This window comes from Streptomyces sp. NPDC059534 (assembly GCF_042743475.1).
Classification (GTDB): Bacteria; Actinomycetota; Actinomycetes; order Streptomycetales; family Streptomycetaceae; genus Streptomyces.
This window is the reverse complement of record NZ_JBHWAQ010000019.1, coordinates 39059-59954: the sequence shown is the minus strand read 5'-3', so window position 1 is coordinate 59954 and position 20896 is coordinate 39059. Positions and strand designations below refer to the sequence as shown.

The 20896-nt window shown below is 70.6% G+C and carries 34 protein-coding genes; 30 read left to right on the top strand and 4 right to left on the bottom strand.

What is annotated here, in order from left to right; all coding sequences use genetic code 11:
* The first annotated feature begins 2 nt into the window (after positions 1–2).
* The 16 genes from ACFVZH_RS22610 (at position 3) to ACFVZH_RS22535 (ending at position 10529) form a co-directional block, all read left to right on the top strand.
* Positions 3–842 (top strand): DUF2303 family protein, encoded by an 840-nt coding sequence (locus tag ACFVZH_RS22610; RefSeq protein WP_384899593.1) that lies wholly within the window; start codon positions 3–5, stop codon positions 840–842.
* The gene (locus tag ACFVZH_RS22605) at positions 842–1144 is read left to right on the top strand and encodes a hypothetical protein (RefSeq protein ID WP_384899592.1); all 303 of its coding nucleotides are present in this window, start codon (positions 842–844) and stop codon (positions 1142–1144) included. Before ACFVZH_RS22610 ends, ACFVZH_RS22605 begins: the two co-directional genes overlap by 1 nt.
* An 8-nt stretch (positions 1145–1152) precedes the next feature.
* Complete coding sequence (locus ACFVZH_RS22600; protein ID WP_384899590.1) at positions 1153–2889, top strand: AAA family ATPase; 1737 nt, start codon at positions 1153–1155, stop codon at positions 2887–2889.
* A 158-nt stretch (positions 2890–3047) separates the two neighbouring features.
* A complete protein-coding gene (locus tag ACFVZH_RS22595; RefSeq protein WP_384899588.1) occupies positions 3048–3533 on the top strand; it encodes a hypothetical protein in 486 nt (161 codons plus the stop codon).
* Positions 3533–4081, top strand: coding sequence for a hypothetical protein (locus ACFVZH_RS22590; protein ID WP_384899587.1), 549 nt, complete (start codon positions 3533–3535; stop codon positions 4079–4081). Before ACFVZH_RS22595 ends, ACFVZH_RS22590 begins: the two co-directional genes overlap by 1 nt.
* A gap of 24 nt (positions 4082–4105) precedes the next feature.
* Entirely contained in the window at positions 4106–4342 is a 237-nt protein-coding gene (locus ACFVZH_RS22585) for a hypothetical protein (RefSeq protein WP_384899585.1), read from the top strand.
* 76 nt (positions 4343–4418) lie between these two features.
* Positions 4419–4679, top strand: a complete 261-nt coding sequence (locus ACFVZH_RS22580; RefSeq protein WP_384899583.1) for a hypothetical protein — start codon at positions 4419–4421, stop codon at positions 4677–4679.
* Positions 4680–4730: 51 nt separating this feature from the next.
* Positions 4731–4964 (top strand): hypothetical protein, encoded by a 234-nt coding sequence (locus ACFVZH_RS22575; protein ID WP_384899581.1) that lies wholly within the window; start codon positions 4731–4733, stop codon positions 4962–4964.
* A gap of 13 nt (positions 4965–4977) precedes the next feature.
* Positions 4978–6132 (top strand): hypothetical protein, encoded by a 1155-nt coding sequence (locus tag ACFVZH_RS22570; RefSeq protein WP_384899579.1) that lies wholly within the window; start codon positions 4978–4980, stop codon positions 6130–6132.
* A 94-nt stretch (positions 6133–6226) separates the two neighbouring features.
* Positions 6227–6583 (top strand): hypothetical protein, encoded by a 357-nt coding sequence (locus ACFVZH_RS22565; protein ID WP_384899577.1) that lies wholly within the window; start codon positions 6227–6229, stop codon positions 6581–6583.
* On the top strand, positions 6580–6903 hold the full coding sequence (locus ACFVZH_RS22560; RefSeq protein WP_384899575.1) for a hypothetical protein: 324 nt from the start codon (positions 6580–6582) through the stop codon (positions 6901–6903). Before ACFVZH_RS22565 ends, ACFVZH_RS22560 begins: the two co-directional genes overlap by 4 nt.
* Entirely contained in the window at positions 6900–7463 is a 564-nt protein-coding gene (locus ACFVZH_RS22555) for a hypothetical protein (protein ID WP_384899574.1), read from the top strand. Before ACFVZH_RS22560 ends, ACFVZH_RS22555 begins: the two co-directional genes overlap by 4 nt.
* 2 nt (positions 7464–7465) lie before the next feature.
* On the top strand, positions 7466–7945 hold the full coding sequence (locus tag ACFVZH_RS22550; protein ID WP_384899572.1) for a hypothetical protein: 480 nt from the start codon (positions 7466–7468) through the stop codon (positions 7943–7945).
* 102 nt (positions 7946–8047) lie between these two features.
* The gene (locus ACFVZH_RS22545; RefSeq protein WP_384899570.1) at positions 8048–8953 is read left to right on the top strand and encodes a hypothetical protein; all 906 of its coding nucleotides are present in this window, start codon (positions 8048–8050) and stop codon (positions 8951–8953) included.
* A gap of 54 nt (positions 8954–9007) precedes the next feature.
* Positions 9008–9880, top strand: coding sequence for a trypsin-like peptidase domain-containing protein (locus ACFVZH_RS22540; protein WP_384899568.1), 873 nt, complete (start codon positions 9008–9010; stop codon positions 9878–9880).
* Positions 9881–10217: 337 nt separating this feature from the next.
* On the top strand, positions 10218–10529 hold the full coding sequence (locus ACFVZH_RS22535; protein ID WP_384899567.1) for a hypothetical protein: 312 nt from the start codon (positions 10218–10220) through the stop codon (positions 10527–10529).
* A 68-nt stretch (positions 10530–10597) separates the two neighbouring features.
* Here the strand turns inward: ACFVZH_RS22535 and ACFVZH_RS22530 are convergent, their stop codons facing one another.
* The gene (locus ACFVZH_RS22530; protein ID WP_384899565.1) at positions 10598–10897 is read right to left on the bottom strand and encodes a hypothetical protein; all 300 of its coding nucleotides are present in this window, start codon (positions 10895–10897) and stop codon (positions 10598–10600) included.
* A gap of 189 nt (positions 10898–11086) precedes the next feature.
* Between ACFVZH_RS22530 and ACFVZH_RS22525 the strand changes: the two genes are divergently transcribed.
* The 9 genes from ACFVZH_RS22525 to ACFVZH_RS22485 are packed head-to-tail and all read left to right on the top strand — an operon-like array spanning position 11087 to position 14759.
* Positions 11087–11473, top strand: a complete 387-nt coding sequence (locus ACFVZH_RS22525; RefSeq protein ID WP_384899564.1) for a hypothetical protein — start codon at positions 11087–11089, stop codon at positions 11471–11473.
* Positions 11466–11747, top strand: coding sequence for a hypothetical protein (locus ACFVZH_RS22520; protein ID WP_384899562.1), 282 nt, complete (start codon positions 11466–11468; stop codon positions 11745–11747). The genes ACFVZH_RS22525 and ACFVZH_RS22520 overlap by 8 nt, the downstream gene beginning before the upstream one ends.
* Complete coding sequence (locus tag ACFVZH_RS22515) at positions 11747–11914, top strand: hypothetical protein (protein WP_384899560.1); 168 nt, start codon at positions 11747–11749, stop codon at positions 11912–11914. Before ACFVZH_RS22520 ends, ACFVZH_RS22515 begins: the two co-directional genes overlap by 1 nt.
* Positions 11911–12174: a hypothetical protein gene (locus tag ACFVZH_RS22510; RefSeq protein WP_384899558.1), complete on the top strand. Its 264-nt coding sequence runs from the start codon at positions 11911–11913 to the stop codon at positions 12172–12174. Before ACFVZH_RS22515 ends, ACFVZH_RS22510 begins: the two co-directional genes overlap by 4 nt.
* Positions 12174–13022 (top strand): protein transporter Sec31, encoded by an 849-nt coding sequence (locus ACFVZH_RS22505; RefSeq protein WP_384899556.1) that lies wholly within the window; start codon positions 12174–12176, stop codon positions 13020–13022. The genes ACFVZH_RS22510 and ACFVZH_RS22505 overlap by 1 nt, the downstream gene beginning before the upstream one ends.
* Positions 13019–13507 carry a hypothetical protein gene (locus ACFVZH_RS22500; RefSeq protein WP_384899554.1) on the top strand — a complete coding sequence of 163 codons (489 nt, stop codon included), beginning with the start codon at positions 13019–13021 and terminating at the stop codon, positions 13505–13507. Before ACFVZH_RS22505 ends, ACFVZH_RS22500 begins: the two co-directional genes overlap by 4 nt.
* Positions 13504–13947: a hypothetical protein gene (locus ACFVZH_RS22495; protein ID WP_384899552.1), complete on the top strand. Its 444-nt coding sequence runs from the start codon at positions 13504–13506 to the stop codon at positions 13945–13947. The genes ACFVZH_RS22500 and ACFVZH_RS22495 overlap by 4 nt, the downstream gene beginning before the upstream one ends.
* A gap of 1 nt (position 13948) precedes the next feature.
* Complete coding sequence (locus ACFVZH_RS22490; RefSeq protein WP_384899550.1) at positions 13949–14557, top strand: hypothetical protein; 609 nt, start codon at positions 13949–13951, stop codon at positions 14555–14557.
* A 10-nt stretch (positions 14558–14567) separates the two neighbouring features.
* Complete coding sequence (locus tag ACFVZH_RS22485; protein WP_384899548.1) at positions 14568–14759, top strand: hypothetical protein; 192 nt, start codon at positions 14568–14570, stop codon at positions 14757–14759.
* A gap of 427 nt (positions 14760–15186) precedes the next feature.
* Here the strand turns inward: ACFVZH_RS22485 and ACFVZH_RS22480 are convergent, their stop codons facing one another.
* Together ACFVZH_RS22480 and ACFVZH_RS22475 are read right to left on the bottom strand one after the other, a co-directional pair.
* Positions 15187–15492 carry a hypothetical protein gene (locus ACFVZH_RS22480; protein WP_384899546.1) on the bottom strand — a complete coding sequence of 102 codons (306 nt, stop codon included), beginning with the start codon at positions 15490–15492 and terminating at the stop codon, positions 15187–15189.
* Positions 15493–15519: 27 nt separating this feature from the next.
* Positions 15520–15726 (bottom strand): hypothetical protein, encoded by a 207-nt coding sequence (locus ACFVZH_RS22475; protein ID WP_384899544.1) that lies wholly within the window; start codon positions 15724–15726, stop codon positions 15520–15522.
* Between the two features lie 253 nt (positions 15727–15979).
* On the opposite strand from ACFVZH_RS22475, the gene ACFVZH_RS22470 reads away from it, so the two are divergent.
* Positions 15980–16513, top strand: coding sequence for a DUF4352 domain-containing protein (locus ACFVZH_RS22470; protein ID WP_384899542.1), 534 nt, complete (start codon positions 15980–15982; stop codon positions 16511–16513).
* Positions 16514–16689: 176 nt separating this feature from the next.
* On the opposite strand, the gene ACFVZH_RS22465 is transcribed toward ACFVZH_RS22470, so the two are convergent.
* Complete coding sequence (locus tag ACFVZH_RS22465) at positions 16690–17229, bottom strand: PH domain-containing protein (protein ID WP_384899540.1); 540 nt, start codon at positions 17227–17229, stop codon at positions 16690–16692.
* 62 nt (positions 17230–17291) lie between these two features.
* Between ACFVZH_RS22465 and ACFVZH_RS22460 the strand changes: the two genes are divergently transcribed.
* Genes ACFVZH_RS22460 through ACFVZH_RS22445 form a run of 4 tightly spaced genes read left to right on the top strand, consistent with a single transcriptional unit; the run spans position 17292 to position 20880 of the window.
* Positions 17292–17834, top strand: coding sequence for a hypothetical protein (locus tag ACFVZH_RS22460; protein WP_384899539.1), 543 nt, complete (start codon positions 17292–17294; stop codon positions 17832–17834).
* A complete protein-coding gene (locus ACFVZH_RS22455) occupies positions 17824–19107 on the top strand; it encodes a PBSX family phage terminase large subunit (RefSeq protein WP_384899537.1) in 1284 nt (427 codons plus the stop codon). The genes ACFVZH_RS22460 and ACFVZH_RS22455 overlap by 11 nt, the downstream gene beginning before the upstream one ends.
* Entirely contained in the window at positions 19104–19376 is a 273-nt protein-coding gene (locus tag ACFVZH_RS22450; RefSeq protein ID WP_384899535.1) for a hypothetical protein, read from the top strand. The genes ACFVZH_RS22455 and ACFVZH_RS22450 overlap by 4 nt, the downstream gene beginning before the upstream one ends.
* A complete protein-coding gene (locus ACFVZH_RS22445; protein WP_384899533.1) occupies positions 19363–20880 on the top strand; it encodes a capsid protein in 1518 nt (505 codons plus the stop codon). The genes ACFVZH_RS22450 and ACFVZH_RS22445 overlap by 14 nt, the downstream gene beginning before the upstream one ends.
* The last annotated feature ends 16 nt before the right edge of the window (positions 20881–20896 follow it).

The following is a 20896-nucleotide window of genomic DNA, read 5'->3' as shown; positions in this document are numbered from 1 at the left end:
TCATGACCACTCGCTACACCTCCGCCCCGGCCGCCGACCTCGACGGCATCCAGTCCGTCATCGACATCGCCCAGCAGGCCGCGGCCCCCGCTGAGCTCGAGCTCGGCAAGTTCTACGTGCTCCGCACCTCCGGCGGCGTCCAGAAGGTCGACCTGACCGGACCCGAGCACACCGGCATCCCGGCCCGGAAGTCGGGCTCCACGACCGTCCGCGACGCCACCTCCTTCCACGCCTACTTCGCGAAGCACTCCGACGACTCCACCGAGGTGTACGCCGACGCCGACCGGCTCGCCGTCACCGCGGTCCTCGACGCCCACACCGCCGACACCGCCCGCTGGTCCGGCCATCGCCTCATCCTCGGTCTCCGCAAGACCGAGTCGTGGGCCCAGTGGCTCGAGCACGACGGCCGCCTCATGCAGCAGGAGCAGTTCGCCGAGTTCCTCGAGGACCACCTGCCCGAGCTCCTCGAGCCGACCGCCGCCGACATGCTCGAGATCGCCCAGTCGATCCAGGGCGCCACGAAGGTGGAGTGGCAGAACTCCACCCGGCTGTCCTCCGGGCAGCGGCAGTTCACCTACGCCGAGACCGTCCAGGCGAAGGCCGGCCAGCGCGGACAGCTCACCATCCCGGAGACCTTCGTCATCGGCCTGGTCCCCTTCGAGGGGAGCGAGGGCTACAAGCTCACCGCGCGGTTCCGGTACCGCATCACGAAGGATGGCGGCCTCACCCTCGGCTACAGGCTGGAGCGCCCCGGCGACGTGATCCGCAAGGCGTTCGGTGACGTCGTCGAGGCGATCGGCACCGACATCGAGCAGCCGATCATGAACGGCACCCCGGCCTGATGACGGGCCGTCGCGCGACGGGCGCCGCCGACTCCCGGTGCCCGTCGTGCGCGGCCCCGGCCCTGACCCAGTGGGTCGGCACCGTAGCCGCCCTGAAGGTCACCGCCGACCTCACGCCCCTCTCACTCGACCAGCAGGCCGCCGTACGAGAGCCCAACCGGCTCATCTGGTGCCTCTACAAGGCGTCCGCCCACAGCCCGCCCCGGCTCCGCTGGATCACCACCAGCCACCCACCGACCTGCGACCACCCGCACGTCACCGAACACCGCTGCCCACCAGCCGAGCCGACCACCTTGTTCTAGGAGAGCCCGTGGCGAACGTCCGCCCCTTCCCGCACCAGCAGGCGGACCACGACGGCCTCAACACGCGCGCGCCCCACGACGCCGAGGCCGAGGCCCTCGTCATCAGCGCCGTCATGCACGACACGGGCGCCTACCAAGCCTGTGCCGCAATCCTCGACCGCGAGGACTTCTACAAGCCCGCCCACCGCCTCATCTGGGACACCGTCGCTGGACTCGTCGCCGCCGGCACCCCGCCCCACCCGGCGCTCGTACGTACCGAGATCGAACGCGCCAGGTGCCTCCACGAGGTCGAGGGTGGTCAGCTCATCTACCGCCTCGGCTCCGAGTACCTCCCCGGCTCCACAGCCCCCCACTTCGCCCAGCAGGTCGCTAACAAGGCCCGTGAACGCCGCTTCGATGTGCACGCGAACAATCTCAAGATCGCTGTACAGAACGGCAAGTCGGGCGACGAACTCAGCAGCCTTGTCGCCGACTTCCAGCAGGCCGAACAGCTGCGCGAGGCCACTGGCCACGGCCCTTCCCACCTCGTCTCCACGCTCCTCGACTGGGGCACCTTCTTCGCCACCGACTTCGGCAGCATCCAACTCCTCCCCGGCCGTCTCATGGGCCCGGGGCAGCAGATCACCGTCGTCGGCGACGGCAAGGCCGGTAAGTCCCTGTTCACGCAGGAGTGGATGTGGCGCATGGCCTCCGGGCAGAGCTTCCTCGGCGACAAGCCCCAGGACCCGATCCGCGTCCTCTACCTCGACGCAGAGAACGGCCAGGAGCAGGTCCAGGAGAGGCTCCTCAGCTTCGGGGCCGGCCCCCGCAACATGGGCGAGCTGCGCTACGCCAGCTTCCCGCCCGTCCGTCCCCTCGACACCGCTGGTGGGGGCGTCGACCTCATGTCCATGGTGAAGGCCACCCAGGCCGAACTCGTTGTCATCGACACCGTGTCCCGTTTCATCTCCGGCGGCGAGAACGACGCCGACACCTGGCTGAACCTCTACCGCCACACTCTGCTCCCCCTCAAGCGCGACCGCATCAGCTCCGTCCGCCTCGACCACCGCGGCAAGGACTCCGAGCGCGGTGCCCGCGGATCCTCCGCCAAGACCCAGGACGTCGACCACGTCTGGGAGCTCTCCGCCCTCGGCGGCGGCGCCCTCTCCCTCAAGCGCACCCACACCCGTACCGGCATCGGACCCGACGTCTTCAACCTCGTCCGCCAGGCCCGCCGCGACGGCGACGGCTGGGCCCACGGCGGAACCCGCCACATCGTCATGGAGTGGGAGACCTCCGACGCGGCGCCGGTACCCGGCTCCGACGAGGAGATCATCGCCCGCCTCGACCGCGCCGGCGTCCCCCTCACGGCGGGCAACCGCACCGTGAAGGGCAAACTCGCCGAACTTCAGATCGCGGCCGGATCCGAGAAGGTAGCCCGCATCGTCAAGGCCCGCCAGAACCGTGCCGCAGACGTTCCCCCGGAACGTTCCCCCGAGGCGTTCCAGGAGACGTTCCCCGGGAACGTTCCCGGGAACGGGCAAAGGGACGGTAAAGCACCAGGTCAAACGTTCCCCGGTAACGCGGAGGGAACGCCTGGAACGCCCCCCGTTCCCCCGTCACCCCCCTCTAGGAGGGGGGACGGGGAGGGAACGTCCAGAACAGACACCCCCGACACCCCCCTCTGCACCGTCTGCCACGAGCCCCTCCACGGCTACCGCCTCGACCGCGGATACACCACCTGCCTCCAACACGACGCCGCCTGAACACCCAGCGCAGCACACCCACGACACCCAGAAGACGACCCGACCACGCGGCGCGGACACCCGGTTCCTCCGGGCCGCGCGCACAGGAGCAGCCCCGGACTCGCCCGGACCGTCCGCCCACCGATCCGGATCCGATCCGGACACCCCGAAGGAGCAGCATGACCGCCCCCGTCTTCCTCCAGACCCCCAGCCTCCGTCAGTTCGTCGTGGCCGTCGACATCGAGCGTGCGGCGCAGCTCGTGAAGTGGGGTGATCAGAAGCACCCTGACGGCACCGGCGCCGAGTACTACGTGGGCATGGCCGATCAGGCTCGCGAGGACACCGAGAACGCTGCCGAGTCCCTCGCTGGCCCGCGCTGGTCGCTGATCCTCCTGGAGGAGGTGTACGAGGCCCTCGCCGAGGACGACCTTGTCCGGCTGCGCGCCGAGCTGGTCCAGGTCGGCGCCGTGGCTGCCGCGTGGGTCCGGGACATCGACACTCGGCCGCACCCGATGATCTGCGCGCACTGCGGCGAGCCGATCCCCGTCGACCCGAACGGTCACACGTGGCACGGCCCCTTTCCGGCGCCCGGTCAGCCCGAGTGCACTGTGCCGCGGTACCACCTCGGCCGCGAGTTCCCCGAGTGCCGGAAGGCTGGCGGCTGATGCCGATTCGACCCGAGAACCGCGGCCGCTACCCGGCGGACTGGCCGGAGATCAGCCTCAGCATCCGCACAGAGCGCGCCGCCGGCCGTTGCGAGTGCCACGGGGAGTGCGGGCGCGGCACTCACCCCGGCCGTTGCCCGAACGAGAACGGGGGCGCGGCGTACGGCACCGGCTCGCGCGTCGTCCTCACTGTCGCGCACCTCGACCACACGCCCGAGAACTGCGACCCGGCGAACCTGCGCGCCATGTGCCAGGGCTGCCACCTGCACTACGACCGCGAACACCACCGGCAGACCGCCGCCGCGACCCGCCGGGCCGCCGTCGAGGCTGCCGGCCAGCTCGCCCTCGTCGAACCCAAGGAGCTCCCGATGCCCGACCTCGCCGAGACCCCGGCCCCGCCCCTGCCCGCGCTCGCCGTCGCCTGCCCGGCCTGCGGGTCCGCGCCCCACGTGCTCTGCACCAGCCACGGCGGCACCCGGCCGCGCCGCAGCGACGTCCACCAGGCCCGCACCAAGGCGTTCAAGGCGCAGCAGACCGCCACCACCTGACCCGCCCACTACGAAGGAGACCCCGTGCGCAGCATCCGTGCCGCCAGTACCCAGACCATCTGCGACTGCGCGGACTGCCCGTCCTACGCGCTCACCGCGCACCTCCAGCGCTCCGCCGACCAGGCCGAGCGTCACCACCAGGCCAACGCCCGGGACGGATGGACGGACGTCGAAGGCCGGGACTACTGCCCCGGATGCCCGACGGACCGGCCCGAGGACGAGCACGACCACGCCGGCGCTTGGGACGAAGCGCTCGCCTGACCCCGCACGCAAGACGGCCCCGCTCGCGGGAATCGAGCGGGGCCACCCACAGCATCCCACCCCAAGGAGCAGACCCGTGATCGATCCCCGTACCGCCGACCGCGTCGCGGCCGCCCGCGCCGAGCTGGAGGCCGGATACACCACCGAGGAGTGGGCCGTCGGCCGAGTCCTCTGCCCCGCCGGCGAGAAGTGCGTCATGGGCACCTCGATGCCGTACCTCTTCGTGCCCAAGAAGACCGGACAGCTGCCGATGCATCGCGGATGGCTCGGCGAGGCGTGCACCGGGGCTCACCAGAAGCCCACTACCCCGCCGCTCCAGCTCCGCCCCTCCGCCTGACCTTCGCCGCCGGGCCGTCCTCCGCGACAGCCCCCACCAACAGGAGCCACCATGCCCGAACCCATCGGCCAGAACTTCACCGAGCCCGACGGCCGAGAGATCGTCCACTACGCCGAACTCCACTGGCCCACCGTGTACCGCTACGCCGTCGCCGACCCCGGCTTCCACCTGACCCGCAACCGGTACGGCAACCAGTTCTCCGCCGTCACCATCGGCCTCGCTCTCGTCGTAGGCCGCCACGCCTACTGCGTGAAGTGGGCCCACGGCCGTATCCGTTTCGTCTGATCAGGAGCCCCGCATGTCCTTCGAGTACCGCGACGACACCGGCGCCCGCCTCACCGTCGCCACCAGCTCCACCGGCATCTCCATCTGGACCCAGCCCGAGGACGTCGTCGTACCCCAGTCCCGCGTGGAAGAGGTGGTGTCCGGGATCCGGGACGCCGCCCGCCAGGCCCCCGCCTCGGCCGCCAAGCCCGTCACCGTCCCCCTGAACACGCCGTGCGCGACCTGCCAGCACCCGTACAACTGGCACACGCCCGGCCGACGCTGCCAGGTAACCTCCGCGCGCCTCCGGTGCAACTGCCAGGCATTCGTCACCCCCGCCGCCCGCCAGACCACCGGACAGGCCGACACCGCGCAGCGCGTGGCCGAGCTGGAAGCCGAGATCGCGCGGCTGCACGACAAGCACACGGCCAGCCTTCGCCACGCCGATCAGGTCAACAACGAGCTGATGGAGGAAGTAGGACGGTACGTCGAAGCCGGTGAGCGCCCCGTGCTGTGGTCCGTCTACAACGAGATGCACGGCCGGGCGCTCGCCGCCGAGGCCAAGCTCGCCGCGGTGCCAGCCGCTGAGCAGCCCGACCCGACCACCAACGACGACCCCACCCCGCTCCGCTGGGGCCTCGGCGACGTCCTCCACGGCGACGACGACACCGTGATCGTCTGCCTCTCCGGGCCCGCCCCCGACCACGCGCCGTACTGGCTGGAGCTCGACGCCGAGCGTGCGGCTGTCCTTCGCAAGGACCTCGCCGCCCCGGGGGACGTGCCAGTTGCCGAGCAGCAGGAAACCTGCCGCCCCGTCGACGTGGACGGCACCCCCGTACTCGTTCGCGGCACCGGCGACTGGACCGCCGATGACCAGCGCCACATGGCCGTGATCGTGGCCGCCGCCAAGCGGAAGTACGAGGCGGAGCAGCCCGCTGTCGGGCAGCCGGCCGAAGCACAGGCCACCAACCCGCGACAGCCCGCCTACGACGCCGTCTACGCCTACATCCGCAGCCTCGGCAACCACCTGCCGCCCTACCCCGTCGAGCGCAACGCCATGATCTGGCGCGCCGTTAACGCCGCCCTCGACGCCATGTCCGTCGGCCGCTGCGTGTCCTCGCACTGCGTCGAAGGCGACCACGTGATCGACCTCGGCCCCGCCGACAGCAGCCCGGGAGCCGAGTCGTGAGCTGGTGGGCGTGGTACCTCGCCGCCTCCCTGCTCACCACCATCGCGGCCTGCCGTGCCGCCCACATCCTCAAGCACCCCCGAAGGAGGCCCTGATGGCCCACCTTGCCGCCGCCATCCTGGTCGCACTCGCAGTCCTCGGCACAGCCGTCCTCCTCGGCCACCCCGCCGCCCGACACCGCTCCCGCCGCCAGCGCTGGCGCCACTGGGCCCACCGCGCCGGCGCCCTCCCCAGCTGGGTCTGCGCCTGGGGAGGCTGCACCTACGGCAGCCGACGGCAGCGCGCCCAGATCCGTGCCGGGCTGCCCGTACGCCTGACCGTCCGCGACCGCGCCCGGATCGTCGCCTCCCACACCCGCCGCGGCTGGCACGCCGAATGCCCCGCCCAGTGCGGCGAGTCCCACACCTACCGCCGGCCCTGCGCCCTCGCACCCACCAGGAGGACAACGTGAGCAGCCCCTTCCCGACGCTCACGCCCGTGCCCCGCCTCGGCACCGTCCGATGCGCCTACGTCCCCAGCCCCAACGCGCCCGCCTGCGGTGCCCCCGCTGGGTGGCACGTGGCATGGCACTTCACCCCCGGGGCTGCGGACTTCTCCCTGGTCTGCGAGCCGCACATGGCAGACGTGCAGCAGGACTTCGTGTACGTCGACCGGCACCCGGCGGCAGCGGCCTGCGACCTGCCGGGCACTGGCTGGCTGGTCGGCGTGCCGTCCCGGTGCGTGATGGCCCCGACGGTCAGCGCCGAGACGTATAAGGAGCGAGCGAGGTGACCGCCCGCACCCGCGCCGTCCAGCGCCGGAACGACCGCGCACAACTCCTCGCTGCGCTCACCCGCCGCCTCAACCGGATCGCCGCCGGCCACCCCGAGCCCCTCAGCCCCATCGAAGCCCGCGTCCTCGCCGGAGCGATCCGGGCGCAGCAGGACGAAAACGAGCGACTCGACCGCGACCGGCACGGCCTCGCGCAGGCCCGGAACAAGGGCATCGCGCAGCTGAAGGCCGCCGAGGGCACCATCCAGGAGGTCGAGCGCGACCGCGACGAAGCTGCCTGCATCGTCATCCTCGCGCGCGTCGTGCGGGACCACTGGCGCAGCGCAACAGTCGGCAGCCTGCGCCCGAGTGAGCGGGCCGCTCAGATCCTTGCCGATCTGGACGCCTTCCTCGGCAGCTCACGCCCGACCTACGCCGACGGCACCCCCTACCGCTACGCGGACATCGTCCTAGAGGGCTGGTCCCACTGCGACGGCTGCCGGCAGTGGGGGCGCTGGACGCCCGAGCAGCCCCATGAATGCCCGATGCCGACCAACTGCGCCACCACAAAGGAGCACTGATCATGGGCCAGTCCACCAACGCCATGCTCATGTACGGCTACCACCTCGGTAGTGGAGACGGCGGCTGGGACCTCCACGGCCTCAGCGAATTCGACGGCTTGCCCGCCCTCGACTGGTACGACCCGGAGGACGAGGACAGCGAAGGTTTCCAGGAAGCAGCCGAGACGAAGCTCTTGGCCGAGCTCGGCGGCTTCACCGAGGAGTGGACGAGCGGCGTCGAGGGCTACTGGGACCGCAAGCGCGCCGCCCAGACCCGCGTCGGCGTCGAGTTCGACACCCATTGCTCCGGCGACTACCCGATGTACGTGATCGCCGCCAAGGTCATCACCGTCCACCGCGGCGACGTCGAGGAGATCGACCCCGCCCAGGACCTCGCCGTGCAGCTGGACTGGGACACCCGGCTCCGCGCCGCCTTGGACGTCCTCGGCCTCAGCCCCACACAGGAGTCCGCCCGCTGGCTCCTCTGCTCTTACTGGGGCTGACCCGTTCAGCGCGAAGGGCGTGCCCACAGACCTCCCCAGGCCAGGCACGCCCCACACAGTGCGACCACCGTACCGCCCCCACCCGCACCACGGAGCGCACTCATGAACCGCACCGCCACGCAGGACCTCCAGCACGTCATCAACAACTGGGACCACCTCCGCGAACTCCTCGACACCCACGGCCCCGCCACCTGGCCCCCCGCCCGCCCCGGCATCGAGTACCTCCGCGCCCTCGACGAGCAGGACGCCGCCGCCACCGCCGGCTACCGCACCCTCGCCGAAGCGATCGCCCACACGCTGCACCACCCGCAGGAGCTCCGGACCACCCGCCACCCCTCCGGCCAGCTGTACTACGCCTGCGCCCACTGCGAGCACGTCGGCGAAGGCCACACCCACCCCATCCGCGAGGACCGCGACCCCGCCCAGCTCGGCGACCGCCCCGTCCCCGTCCGCCTCCACGTCGCCGACGCCTGCCGCGCCATCGAGATCGCGCTCGTCACACTCGCCACCAACCTCGCCAACCTCGACGCCGTCGACCCCTCCGACTGGTACGGCCAGGACCCCACCCGCAAGACCGTCCCGACCGCGGCCCGCTGGCTCCTCGGCCGGCTCACCCCCGACACCCCGGCGACGGAGACGGCCCGGATCGCCAGCTACGCCCGCGAGGCCGCGGCGCGCCTCGACCGGGTCCTCGGGACCGGGCGGGCGTCGGCGCCGCTGCCGGGAAAGCCGTGCCCGTGGTGCGGGGGCGTGCTGATGGTGCACACGGAGGCCGCAACGCTGGTGAGCATCACGTGCTCGACCGGCCTCGTCGACTGTGACGCGCCGGTCCCGTTCGTGGTCGACGAGCGGGCGCGGGTGTGGTCGACGCCGGTACAGCTGGCCGCCCTTCAGCGGGCGCTCGACGTGGCGGCGAAGGCGCGGGCGGAGGCGGAGTGGCGGGCGTACCGGGCAGCGGCGCGCCGGGCGCAGCGGGCGGCGGCGCGGGGGCGCGCGTCAGCGGCCTGATCTCGTTTGCCGAATGCGTCTGTTCGCGTTGTTTCGCGGTGGCATGCTGCGACCGTGAACATCGACACCATCGCGAAGATGCTGTTCTTCGCCACCGTCCGAATAGATCACTATGGCGCGCAGGGTAACGGCTTCGGCACCGGCTTCATCATGACCGCCACCCTGGAGGATGGCTCCCAGTGCCCCATGCTGGTGACCAACAAGCACGTGGTGGACGGAGCCCAGCGGCTCGTCGGGCACTTCATCCCCAGGAAGCCTGGTGAGGAGGTACCCAACCTCGGCCATGGCGTGGCTGTAGACCTACCCGCAGGTCCGGGTGCCTACGTCGGGCACCCGGACCCCGCCGTCGATATCGCGGTCATGCCTCTCGCAACCACGTTCATGCCGATCGCGGACCAACTGTTCATCCAGGCGATTCCGTTGTCGCTCCTCGCCACCGAAACGCCGTCGCTGTTCGTCGACGCAATCGAAGAAGTCACGTTCGTCGGCTATCCGAACGGCTACCGTGACGACCGTCATTTCACGCCCATCGCGCGTCGCGGGATCACTGCGACACCCATTGAGCTCGACTACAGCGGCCGGCCGGTCTTCTTGATCGACGGTTCAGTCTTCGGAGGCAGTAGCGGCAGCCCTGTCTTCTTGTTCAACCAGGGGACCTACCAGTCCGGCCCGAATGCACTCAACATCGGCAGCAGGATCGTGCTGGTCGGAATCGTCGCCGAGACCATGATGCGCTTCGCGGAGCTACCCGTCACTGAGACGGCCGCCGCAACGCACGTCAAGGTCGCCCAGGAACTCAACCTCGGCGTCGCCTTCAACGCTCAAGCCATCAAGGAAGCCATCGAGCACCTGGTCGCTACTGCCGGCCGAAGTCTTGCCGCGGCAACCCCGGCGCCCCCGGCTCCAGACGCCTCGACTGTGGGCTAGCCCTTAGCCCTCTGCGGAAGCCCAAACCTCAGGCCCTCCGCCGCGCCACTCGATCGGCGGCCACGACTCCGGGCCCGGCGGGTTGACGACTACGTGCGGCTGCTCCTCTTCCATGGACCAACCCTGGATCCGGACGGTCCGGACCGCATCCGGACGGGTCCGGGCAGCGGAATGACCGTCGAGCGTCCGCCTCTCCATCCCCCGACAGGCGGGCGCTCACCTGCGTCCGGACAGGCGACAGCACGGATCCGGACGGGGGACGGCACGTCAGACAAAGGGCATCCTGTGTCGTACGCTCGATGCAAGGCGCGGGGCCGTATATCTCCTTGGAGGAGTAGTGCCCCATCGCGCCCCTTCGGCAGCGCCATTCATCAGCCGCAAACTCGAAGAGCCGTACGAGACGCTCCTCGGCGGCGAGACAGCTCACCACTGTCTCGCCAGCAGCTACGCCGACGCCTTGCACCCGCTGGAGACCCGGCTCTCCCGGGATGACCTGTACAGGGCGCTCGACATGCTGCCGCTAACACTCAAAGCCGAGAACATCCTGATGTTGATCGAGCACGTCACGGGGCCGGCACCGTGTACGGCCGAGGCCGAGCAACTGGCCAAGCGGATTACCAACCTGGCAGGACAGTTCGGCCTGCGCTGATCGAGCCCGCTGCCCCAAGACGAAGGCCCCCGCCGGACGGATCCGGGCGGGGGCCATGGGGGCGTCCGCTACTCCTCCGCCTCAGCCTTCGTCGGCCGCTTCGTACCGCGCTTCCCCGCCGCGATCTGCTGCGCCCGCGTCGCGTGCACGCCGCCGAGCGCCTGATCGGCGATCTGCTGCCACGTCAACCCGTTCTCCTTCAGGGCCTGGACGCGCCGCTGCCGCAGCTCCCGGATCTTCGCGTGGTAGTCCGGCCACGCCTCCAGCACCGCCGTCGCGGCACGCGCCGCCTCGGCGTCGTCCTCGATGGCCTCCAGTGCCTGGATCGCTTCCACGAACCGCTGCACCTCCTCCGGTTGGTCCGCCACCCGCCGTCCCTTCCTCTGTGGGAGTGCGGCTGCGCACCACGATAGACCCTAGGGTCTTGCATGAGCTAGACCCTAGGGTCTAGCTTGGTGGTGCGAGGCCGCTCCCGGTCTCGTACGCAGAACGGCCCCGGTCGGTGTGTGAGAGCCCGGCCGGGGCCAGCCCACCCCTGCTAACGACAGGAGAAGGCCGTGCCCGAGCGTATCCGCGCCGCCAGCGTGCCCACCAGCCACCCGACCGCCCGCATCCTCCTCACCACCCGCGTCCGCCGCGCCCTCGGCCTCCGCGGCACCCTCACCCTCCAGCACGACGAGACCCCCACCCGCGTCACCATCTGGGACATCCACACCCTCCAGGACGTCTACGCCCGCGTCGGCGGCACCCTCACCCTCGCCCAGGCAACCCGCACCGTCTCCGACGGCACCACCTACACCGTCATCGAGACCACCCTCACCACCCAGCTCCCCGGCCTCGCCACCGCCCAGATCACCACCGACTGGGACCCCGCCACCGAGGTCGACGGCTTCGCCCTCCCGGTGATCGCCGACTACACCACCCGGGGAGCGCGCCGTGGCTGACCACACCCCCGCGCCCTCCATGCGCGAGCTGCGTACCCGCGCCGGCCTCACCTGGATCGCCGACCGCCTCACCACCGAGCAGCCCGACGAGCCCATGACGGGCGAGGCCGCCAAGATGGCCGCGCGTCTGTACGCCCTGGAGCACGCCGACAGCGCCGTCGCCAACGGGGTGATGTGGGACCTGCGCCGCGCCCTCCCCGAGGTCCGCCGCACCGACACCCGCGACACCTACGCCGCCCGGCTGCGCCTCCTCGTCGAGGGGGTCACGGCCTGATGGACACGCCCACGTACGAGCCCGAGCCCGAGCCGGACCGGCAGGCCCGACACACGACGATCGTCGACGCCCCCATCACCGCAGACGAGTGCCTTGCCCAGTACGCCACGCGCAAGGCCAGCAGCATTCGGTTCACCGCCGACAAGCAGCAGAGGAGGGGTCGATGAACATGCGACTGCCCTGGCCTCGCCGCCGCGCGGCCGCGGTCTTTCCGCCCCCCGCGCCCGTCCCGCTCCACACCCCGGGCACTGAAGTCCCGCCGGGCGCCATCCCGCTGGAGGTCGCTCTCCACATCGCCCGCCGCGCCCTCACCCGGCACCAGGACGCGAACATCCACAGCCGGACCGCCATGTTCCACGCCGCCGTCGACCTGGAACACGCGCTCCGCACCCTCGTCACCGCCCTCGACCACCCGCAGGACACCTGATGCGCACCCGCACCGACCGCCGCCACCGCCTCGTCCCCCACACCATCGACGGCAAGACCGTCCTCGTGAAGGACCCGTACGACATTCACGTCCCCCTGCCTCCCCGGGACTGGGACCAGATCGTGCGCAGCGGCGTTACCGCCGTCGCCGGAGGCATCGCCGCCGCCTCGATCGTCTGGACGACGTCCAGCATCGGCGCCCTCTTCGACCGGGCCACCAACTCGGCCGCCGCCTACGCCGCTGCCGCGGTCTTCGACCTCGCCTGGATCGCCTGCATGGCCCTGGAGTGGCTCGCCCGCTTCGACCCCGACCGTGCCACCCTGCCTCGCCGAGCGGGGTGGGGCGCGCTCCTGATCGCCATGGTCGCTGTCGTCGTCGAGGGCGACGCCACCGGCCAGCTCATGGCCGGCCTTGTCGGCGCCACGGTGTCCGGGCTGGCGAAGCTGCTGTGGACGCTGGTCCTGCGGCACTACGCCACTCCGCTCGACTCCCGTACCCAGCAGTGGGTGGACGCGCAGCGCGCCGAGGCTGGCGTCCGGCGCGCCATGGTGCCGATCCGCCGCGAGCTGGCCCGCGCGGAAGGCGCCGTCGCCGCCGAAGAGGCCGCGCTCCGGACCACTCCGGAGCCGACTCCGGAACCTCCGGAGAGCCAGGAGGAACCCCCGGAGACCACTCCGGCACTCCCCCCCTCTGGGCCTATGACCATGACGGCAGCCATCCGGACCGCCCTCTCCTGCGGGATCGACAATCCGGAGGCCGTCATCCGCTACGTCCGCAAGGTCGCTGACGCCAACGCCAAGGAGGAGTCCATCCGGAGGACCCTCCGCGAGCTCCGGAGGACGGCGTGACCGGCCGAGACTGGTGGGACGACCTGTACGGCCCCGACGAGCAGCACCCCGCCGACGACCAGCCGGCGGGGGAGCAGCGGCGGTGGCTGACCGTCCGCCGCACCCCCGCCCCCGAGCCTGAGGTCGAGCAGCACCCGGGCGTCCACGTCACCATCCGCCCCACCACCCCGGCCCAGCAGCCCAGCCCCCGCAAAGCCCGCATCCGCTGGTGGGTCCTCCGCCGCGGCACCGCCGGCCTCGCCGGCTACTACCTCACCGGCCTCGGACCCCTCACCCAATCCCTCCTCACCGACGCCGGCCCCGGAGCGATCGGCTGCGGCCTGTTCCTCTGGGCCGGAGCCTGGCGCATCGGCACACTCGCCCTCCGGCTCGTCCCCCGAGACGCCAGCCCCGAAGTCCACGACGGCGCCGACTGGGCCGCCCACATTCCCTCCGCCACCATCCTCATCGCGCTCGCCTTCCACACCCCCGGAGCCATCCAGTGACCACCCTCGCCGCCAGCGGAGCCCTCGGCCACCTCGGCACCGGCGGCATCGCGCTTGCCGTCGTCGTTGCTCTCGTCCTCGGTGTCCGCGGCAACGGTCGCGTGAAGTTGGCCGGTAGCCCGGCCGCGTACACCGCGTTCGTCGCCGCCACCGCGGCCTCCGCCGCCGGCAGCACCTGGGCCCGGCCCGAGCAGGTCGTGGGCCAGGGCCTGACCGGCCTCGGTGTCGGCCAGGGCACGGGCGGGCCGTTCGGGGATGTCGGCCTCGGCGCCGTCGCCCTGCTGCTCCTCGTCATCTTCCTGTTCGCGTCCGTGACCCCCGTGTTCGGTGCCGCCCTCGGCGCGATCGCCGGGTTCGTGTTCCCGGCCACAGGGTCCGGCACGATCTGGTCCCTGCCCAGCGATGTCCTCGCCTCCTTCCTCGCCTCGTGGGCAGGCTGAGATGCGCGTGTGGATCGCCGTATGGACCGGCTCCAGCGCCCTGGCCGGCCGCGTGGGGGAGTGGCTGCGCCGCGGCATCGCCCTTCGGTTGCTCGGCGTGCTGCTCGCGGCTGGCTTCGTGAAGGGCCTGCCCTGGACGACGCAGATCGCCGGTCTCGCAGCGGGCGGGTGGCTCGTCGCCGCGATCGTCCTCGGCCTGCGGCTGCCGATGCCCGGCGCAGCCCCGGCCGAGGAGCCGGCGGAGCCCTCTGGCGAGCCGCTCCCCGACGCCGCCGCCCTGGCCGCCGCGCTTCACGAGGTGGGCGCCCCTCACGCTCATCTCGCCGTCCTCGCCGACCACATGGGCCGCTCCCCCGGACACGTACGGGAGGCCCTCACGGCGGCAGGGATCCCGATCGGCCCGTGCCGGATGAAGGGTCGCGGCTCCTCGACCGGGGTGAAGGCCGAGGACTTTCCGCCGCTCCCCTCCCCCACTTCCGACGCCCCTGAGGGTGTTGTTGCCGCAGGTCAGAGCGACAACAACAACGCGCGGGTGCGCCGGTGGCCGTGGGGCCACACCGTCACGAATCCGGCCGAGCGCCTCCACCACGCAGTCACCAAGACCCCCTAAGGAGAAACCTGTGAGCGAGTACGACGACATGACCAATGCTGACGTCCTCGGCGCCGATGAGCTGTACGAGATGGATCGCGCAGACGAGTACCGGCTCGACGCCCAGGACGAAGCCCGCTGGGCCGCCGAAGAGCAGGCCGCCACCGTTCAGCCGGCCGACGAGGAGCCGTGGGATGGCCTCGCAGACGGCGAGGAGCGCTGAACCACCCACGCGGCCGATCACCGACCCCAGCCCTGTCTCGTTGCTCGAAGCATGATCTTCAAGGACGAGAAAGGCCAAGTCGTCGCTCGATGTGGCTACGTAGACGACGGCAAACCGTGCCCCCACCGGGCAGTTGACGCCCTCGCAGACGTTCGCCTCTGTCACTACCACCTCTTCCAGGCCCGTTGCGAGGTCGAAGTCCGACTCGGCCAAGGGATCGACGTGTCTTGGAAGAGCATGCGACCGCAGCCCATGCCGTCTGGCTGCATGGCCGAGCCCGGAGGAGTAGCGACAGCGCTGCCACCGGCATTGCGATGATCCTTGGCCGGCGGCCGGCCGGAGAGGCGTAAAGCTTCAGCCGTGGACTTCAAGCCCCGCCCCCGGAACAGCGACCGGGTAAGCGGGGCCTTCCGCATGCCGACCTACATCACGATGAGTTCTCCGGCGCCTCCTCCAGCACTCCCGTCGTGCTGAGCCGCCAACGCACCCCAGCCTCATCCCGGAACACCACAACCTCATCCTCGGCAGTCGGGCCCCACTCCGTCCCCGCACGGAAAGCGAAACGACGACCCGGTCCGATGGCAGCGACCTGGCCCCCGTAGTCGCCAGTGAACTCGACGATGTCGCCGATCCCGGCCTCCACCATCTCGTACGCCTCTGTCGCGGGCTCATCACCGAGAAGAGCCGTGACATCCCTCAAAACCGCATCGCTTCTGTTCTCCACCACGAACACGCCGCGGAGCCTGCCCGACCAGACCGCTCATGCCTGGGCTATTCGCCGGTCCTCCGCTTGGGCCCGCAGCTCAGCGCGTTCCAGCGCGAGGTTCGCCGACTGCTCCTCAATGAACTGCCGCTGCTCGTCGATCTGCTGCCTCTGACTCTTCAGCATGCCGCGCGTGTAGTAGGCGGCTGCTGCCGCGAAGGCGCCGGCCACCCATGTCGGGGCGTCCCCCCAGTTGATGTTCATGGCTGGGAACATAGCGGTCACTTCTGACAGGCTGCCTCGGGGATGCAGGTCACCAGTTCCCCTCGCCCGGGCGCAACCGTCACGGTAGGTTCACCTGATCACCGCATCAGGACCACACCGGAGCCCGCCCATGCCCCAGCCGCCGAATTACGGCCACCCGCAGCCCCCGCAGCCCGGTTGGGGCCCGCCGCCCGGCCAGCCCGGCCCCTACGGCCACCCCGGCCCGTACGGACCCCCGCCGCCGAAGAAGGGCATGGGCGCCGGCGCCATCGTCGCCATCGTCCTCGGCAGCATCTTCGGCCTCTTCCTACTCCTCGTCGTTATCGTCGCCGTCACAGGGGACGACACGAAGGGGAACGCCGGCAGCGACTCGAAGCGCCCTGCCACGGCCGCGCCGACGCCGAAGGGGAGCGCCGCGGCCCCGACGAGCGAGGCTCCGCAGGAAGAACCGGCCGCCGACGCCCCGGTGAAGGTCACGGCGAAGCCTGTTGCCTTCAAGCCGTCCGTCCTGCACGACGGCGGCAAGTACACCAGCGTTGAGGTGACCATCACGAACACTGGCACCGAGACGATCAGCACGAACCCTCTGTGGTTCAGCATCACGGACACCAGCGGTACAAAGCACGCAGCGGAACTGGGCGAGGACGACAACCAGATAGACCTGTTGAAGTTGGAGCCCGGCGAGAAGGCCACCGGGGTCATCACTGGGAAGGGTGCGTTCATCCCGAAGTACGTCACGTACCGAGTCGGCTTCAGCGGTGAGAGTGTGCGCGGCAACGTGTCCTGACTCGGATTGTGCACCTAGTTGCACAATCGGCTACCTGTGTCGCATCATGGGCGGCAGTCCGGCATGCCCAGAATCTGGAACCGGACCCGCAAACGAACTCCCGCTGCGCCCGCCCCAACGGCCGCGCACGCGAAAGGGCCCCGGCCAACTCACCCGGCCGGGGCCCTCACGCATCCTCAGATCGAATTCAGGATCGCCTCACGCCGCGAGCGGTACTCCTCGTCCGTGATCGCGCCCGCGACACGGAGCTGGTCCAGAGTCGACAGGCGGGCAGCCACATCCGCCGCCCCCGTCAAAACCGGACCGGCCGCCGCAGGAGCCGGAGTGCTCGGTGCCGACAGCCGCATCCGCAACTGACCCGACAGCGCCGCACCCTGCGCCTTCGCCACGCTCTTGATGTCCGCCCGGTTCCCCGATGCGTACACCGTGAGCGTGCCCATCAGCATGCCGCCGCTCCACTCGACCGACGAGATGCGACTGAAGGGAAAATCCTCCAACTTCTGCGACATCATCCCGTGCTTGAAGAAGATCAGCCGCCGGTCGGTGAGCACCACCAGGCCGTTGCCGCCGCCGTAGAGGCCCGTGGCGAGCATGTCGACCGTCTCGCCCTCCCACAGCACCGACGGCAGGTGCTCGATCTCGCGCTTCGACCCGAGTGCCGGCCCCGCGTTCTCGGCCGCGGCGTCGATGTCCGGCCTGACGTTGTACTTGCCCATCCGCACCCCTTCTGTCGTGGACCGGATGCTATCCGTCCACCCCGCGCGCCCGGAGGTGAATCGTGGGGATCAAGAAGAGCGTTCGACCGGTCACCGAGGAAGACGAACAGCAGGTACGTGACCTGCATGCGCAGGGACTCGGCCGGAACGCGATCGCCCGCCAGTTGGTCCGTAGCGGCCGCACCATCAGCATCATCGCCGACCGACTCGGCCTCGAATTCACCACCGAGGGCACCGAGAAGGCCACCCGCCACCGCATGGCACAGCTCGCCGAGAAGCGCGCGATCCTCGCCGAGGCTCTGACCGACGACGCCCTGCGCCTCACCGAACAGATGTGGGAACCAGCAGTCGTCTTCAACATCGGCGGGAAGGACAACGAGTACACCGAAGAACCCGTGCCCGAGCCCCCGCCCGCCGACAAGCGGGCCCTGATGGCCGCCGCGACCGCCGCCGCAGCCCAGTCCCTGCGCCTCGTCCCGCCCCGCGACGACCAAGGCGTGGCCGAGGCCGTGTCGCTGCTCGGGAACCTTGCCGCTGGGCTCACCACTGTCCACCAGGCGCTTACCGAACAGCCCGACGACGAGGGGGATGGTGATGCTCAGTGACCTCGCTCTCCCTCTGTCCCGCAAGCAGGTGGCCAGCATCGTCGAGTCACAGGGCGCGCCGCTGGCCCTGTGGTCCGGCGCCGTGTCCTCCGGGAAGACGATCGCGTCTCTGATCGCGTTCCTCATCCGGCTCACGGTCGCCCCCGACTCCGGCCTGGTCGTCATCGTGGGCCGCACCCTCCAGACGATCGAGCGCAACCTCATCGACCCGCTCCAGTCCACGGCACTGTTCGGGCCGATCGCCGCGCACGTCCATCACACCCCCGGCTCCAGCACCGCCGTGATCCTGGGCCGCACCGTCCACCTCGTCGGCGCCTCCGACGCGCGAGCGGAAGGCCGGATCCGGGGCGCCACGATCGCGCTCGCGTACGTCGACGAGGCGACCCTCGTCCCGCACTCGTTCTGGATGATGCTGCTGTCCCGGCTCCGCGTCGGCGACCAGTCCCGCCTGCTCGCCACGACCAACCCCGACGGCCCATTCCACTGGCTGCACCGGGACTTCATCCAGCGTGGCACCGAGGTCGGTCTGACGAACTGGCACTTCACCATCGACGACAACCCGTCCATGGCGCCGTCCGTCGTCGCCCTCCTCAAGGCCCAGTACACCGGCCTGTGGTACCGGCGATTCATCCTCGGCGAATGGTGCCTCGCTTCCGGCGCCGTGTACGACTCCTTCGACGCAAAGCGCCACGTCGTCGACCTCATGCCGCGGATGCGCCGCTGGACCGCCGTCGGCATCGACTACGGCACCGTCAACGCGTTCTCCGCCGTCCTCATCGGCCACGGCGACGACGACCACCTGTACGTCGCGAGCGAGTACCGGCACGACTCCCGGACCGCCGGCCGCCAGCTCACGGACGCCCAGTACTCCACAGCCGTCCGTGACTGGCTCGCCAACGTCCGTCCGCCGGGCGAGGCCGGCCAGGGTGTGCAGCCGCAGTGGGTGTTCGTCGACCCGTCCGCGGCCAGCTTCATGACCCAGCTGTGGACCGACCAAGTCGCAGGTGTCACCCCCGCTGTAAACGACGTCCTCGACGGCATCCGCTCGGTGTCCGTGGCGCTGTCCTCTGGGCTACTGCGGATCCACCGCTCGTGCGCCGGCGTGCTGGGCGAGCTGCCGTCGTACGCCTGGGACGAGCGAGCAGCGGAGCGCGGCGAGGACAAGCCGGTAAAGATCAATGATCACTCCGCCGACGCCCTGCGATACGCGCTGCACTCCACTGCCCACGAGTGGCGCCCCCTGACCCGCCGGAACCTGGAGGTGGCCGCGTGATCCGCAACGCCCGCATCGAGCTGAACGCCATCGGCGACGGCCAGATCCAGGTCGACGGCGTACCACTCCGCGGGGTCCGCGCCCTCTCGCTGGACGCCAGCCTCGGCGAACGACCAGTGCTGCGGCTGGAGCTGGCCGTCCACGACATCAGCACGCTGGCCGAGACTGCGATCCACATCCCCGACGACACGGCCGCCACGCTGGTCGCGCTCGGCTGGACCCCACCGCCCGGACAGCCCGTAGAGGAGGTGCCCGATGTCCCTGCCTGAGAAGGGCGCCGCCTGGCCGCCGATCAGCCCCGTCATCGCCTCCGACCTCGACGACTGGTCCGCCTGGTACGCCGCCAGCCCCGACCGGCTCACCTACCGCTACCGCAACCGGCGCCGCACCGGCCGCCAGTACGGCCAGCCGGAGAACAGGCCGAGCCAGTACCGCGGCGGCATCGTCGGCACCCTTGCCCGCTGGTTCTGGGGCGAGCCGACCGCCGTCGGCGAGAAGCGCGCGAACCTCCACATGCCGCTTGCCCGCGACCTCGCACGCACCAGCGCCGACCTGCTGTTCTCCGAGCCACCGACCCTGGTCACCGAGGACACCGGGACCATGGAGCGCCTCGAAGAGCTCATGAACGGCGGGCTGCTCCGCACGCTGATCGCCCAGGCCGAGATGACCGCGGCCCTCGGTGGCGGATACCTCCGTGTCATGTGGGACCTGACGCTGAGCCCGCGCCCGTGGGCCACCGTCGTCCGCGCCGACGGCGCCGCGCCCAGCTTCTTCGGCGACCGCCTGAAGGCCGTGACGTTCTGGAAGGTCATCGCGGTCGACGGACAGAAGGTCGTCCGGCATCTAGAGCGCCACGAGCCGAACGTGATCCTGCACGGCGTCTACGAAGGCACGGAGGACACCCTCGGCAGCCCCGTCGACCTCGCAGCCTTCCCCGAGACCCAGGGACTCCAGGCCGTCATCGAACTGCCGCAGCTGAAGGGCCGCCTCGCCTGCGTCTACATCCCGAACAGCATGACCGCCCCGGACTGGCACGACGTCCCGGGCGCAGCCGGCCTCGGCGTCTCCGACTACCAGGGCGCGGAGACCTTCCTCAGCGCCATCGACGAGACGTACACCTCGTGGATGCGGGACGTCCGCCTTGCGAAGAGCCGCATCATCGTCCCCGCCGGCTACCTCCAGTCCAACGGGGTCGGCGAAGGCGTGTCGTGGCAGGACCGCGAGGTGTACGCCCCGATGAACATTCCGCCGACCCAGAATGCCGAGATCACGCTGAACCAGTTCGAGATCCGGCACGCCGAGCACCGGGCCACGATCGACGACCTCGTGGGCCGCGTCATCCGAAACGCGGGCTACTCGGGCGGCACCTTCGGCGACGACACCGGCGGGTCGATGATGACCGCGACCGAGGTCAAGGCACGCACCGCCCGCAGCATGGCCACCCGCGCCCGGAAATCGGAGCTGGAGGCCGTCGGCATCGCGGACCTCGCCGAGATCATCCTCATCCTGGAGAACTCGCCTCTCTTCCCCAGCCTTCCGGCCGTCGAGATCGAGCGGCCGAAGGTCAAGTTCGCCGACTCCATCCAGGAAGACCCCAAGGTCCTCGCCGAGACAGCCGAACTGCTGCGCCGCGGCGAGGCGGCATCCCTCGAAGCCCGCGTTGCGCTCGTCAACCCTGGAGCGTCCGTGGACCACCTGAAGGCCGAAGTCGCACGACTCCGTCGCGAGACCGGCCAAGACACAGCAGACCCCGTACTCACCGGCGCCGAATGAGGGGAGCGGCCGCATG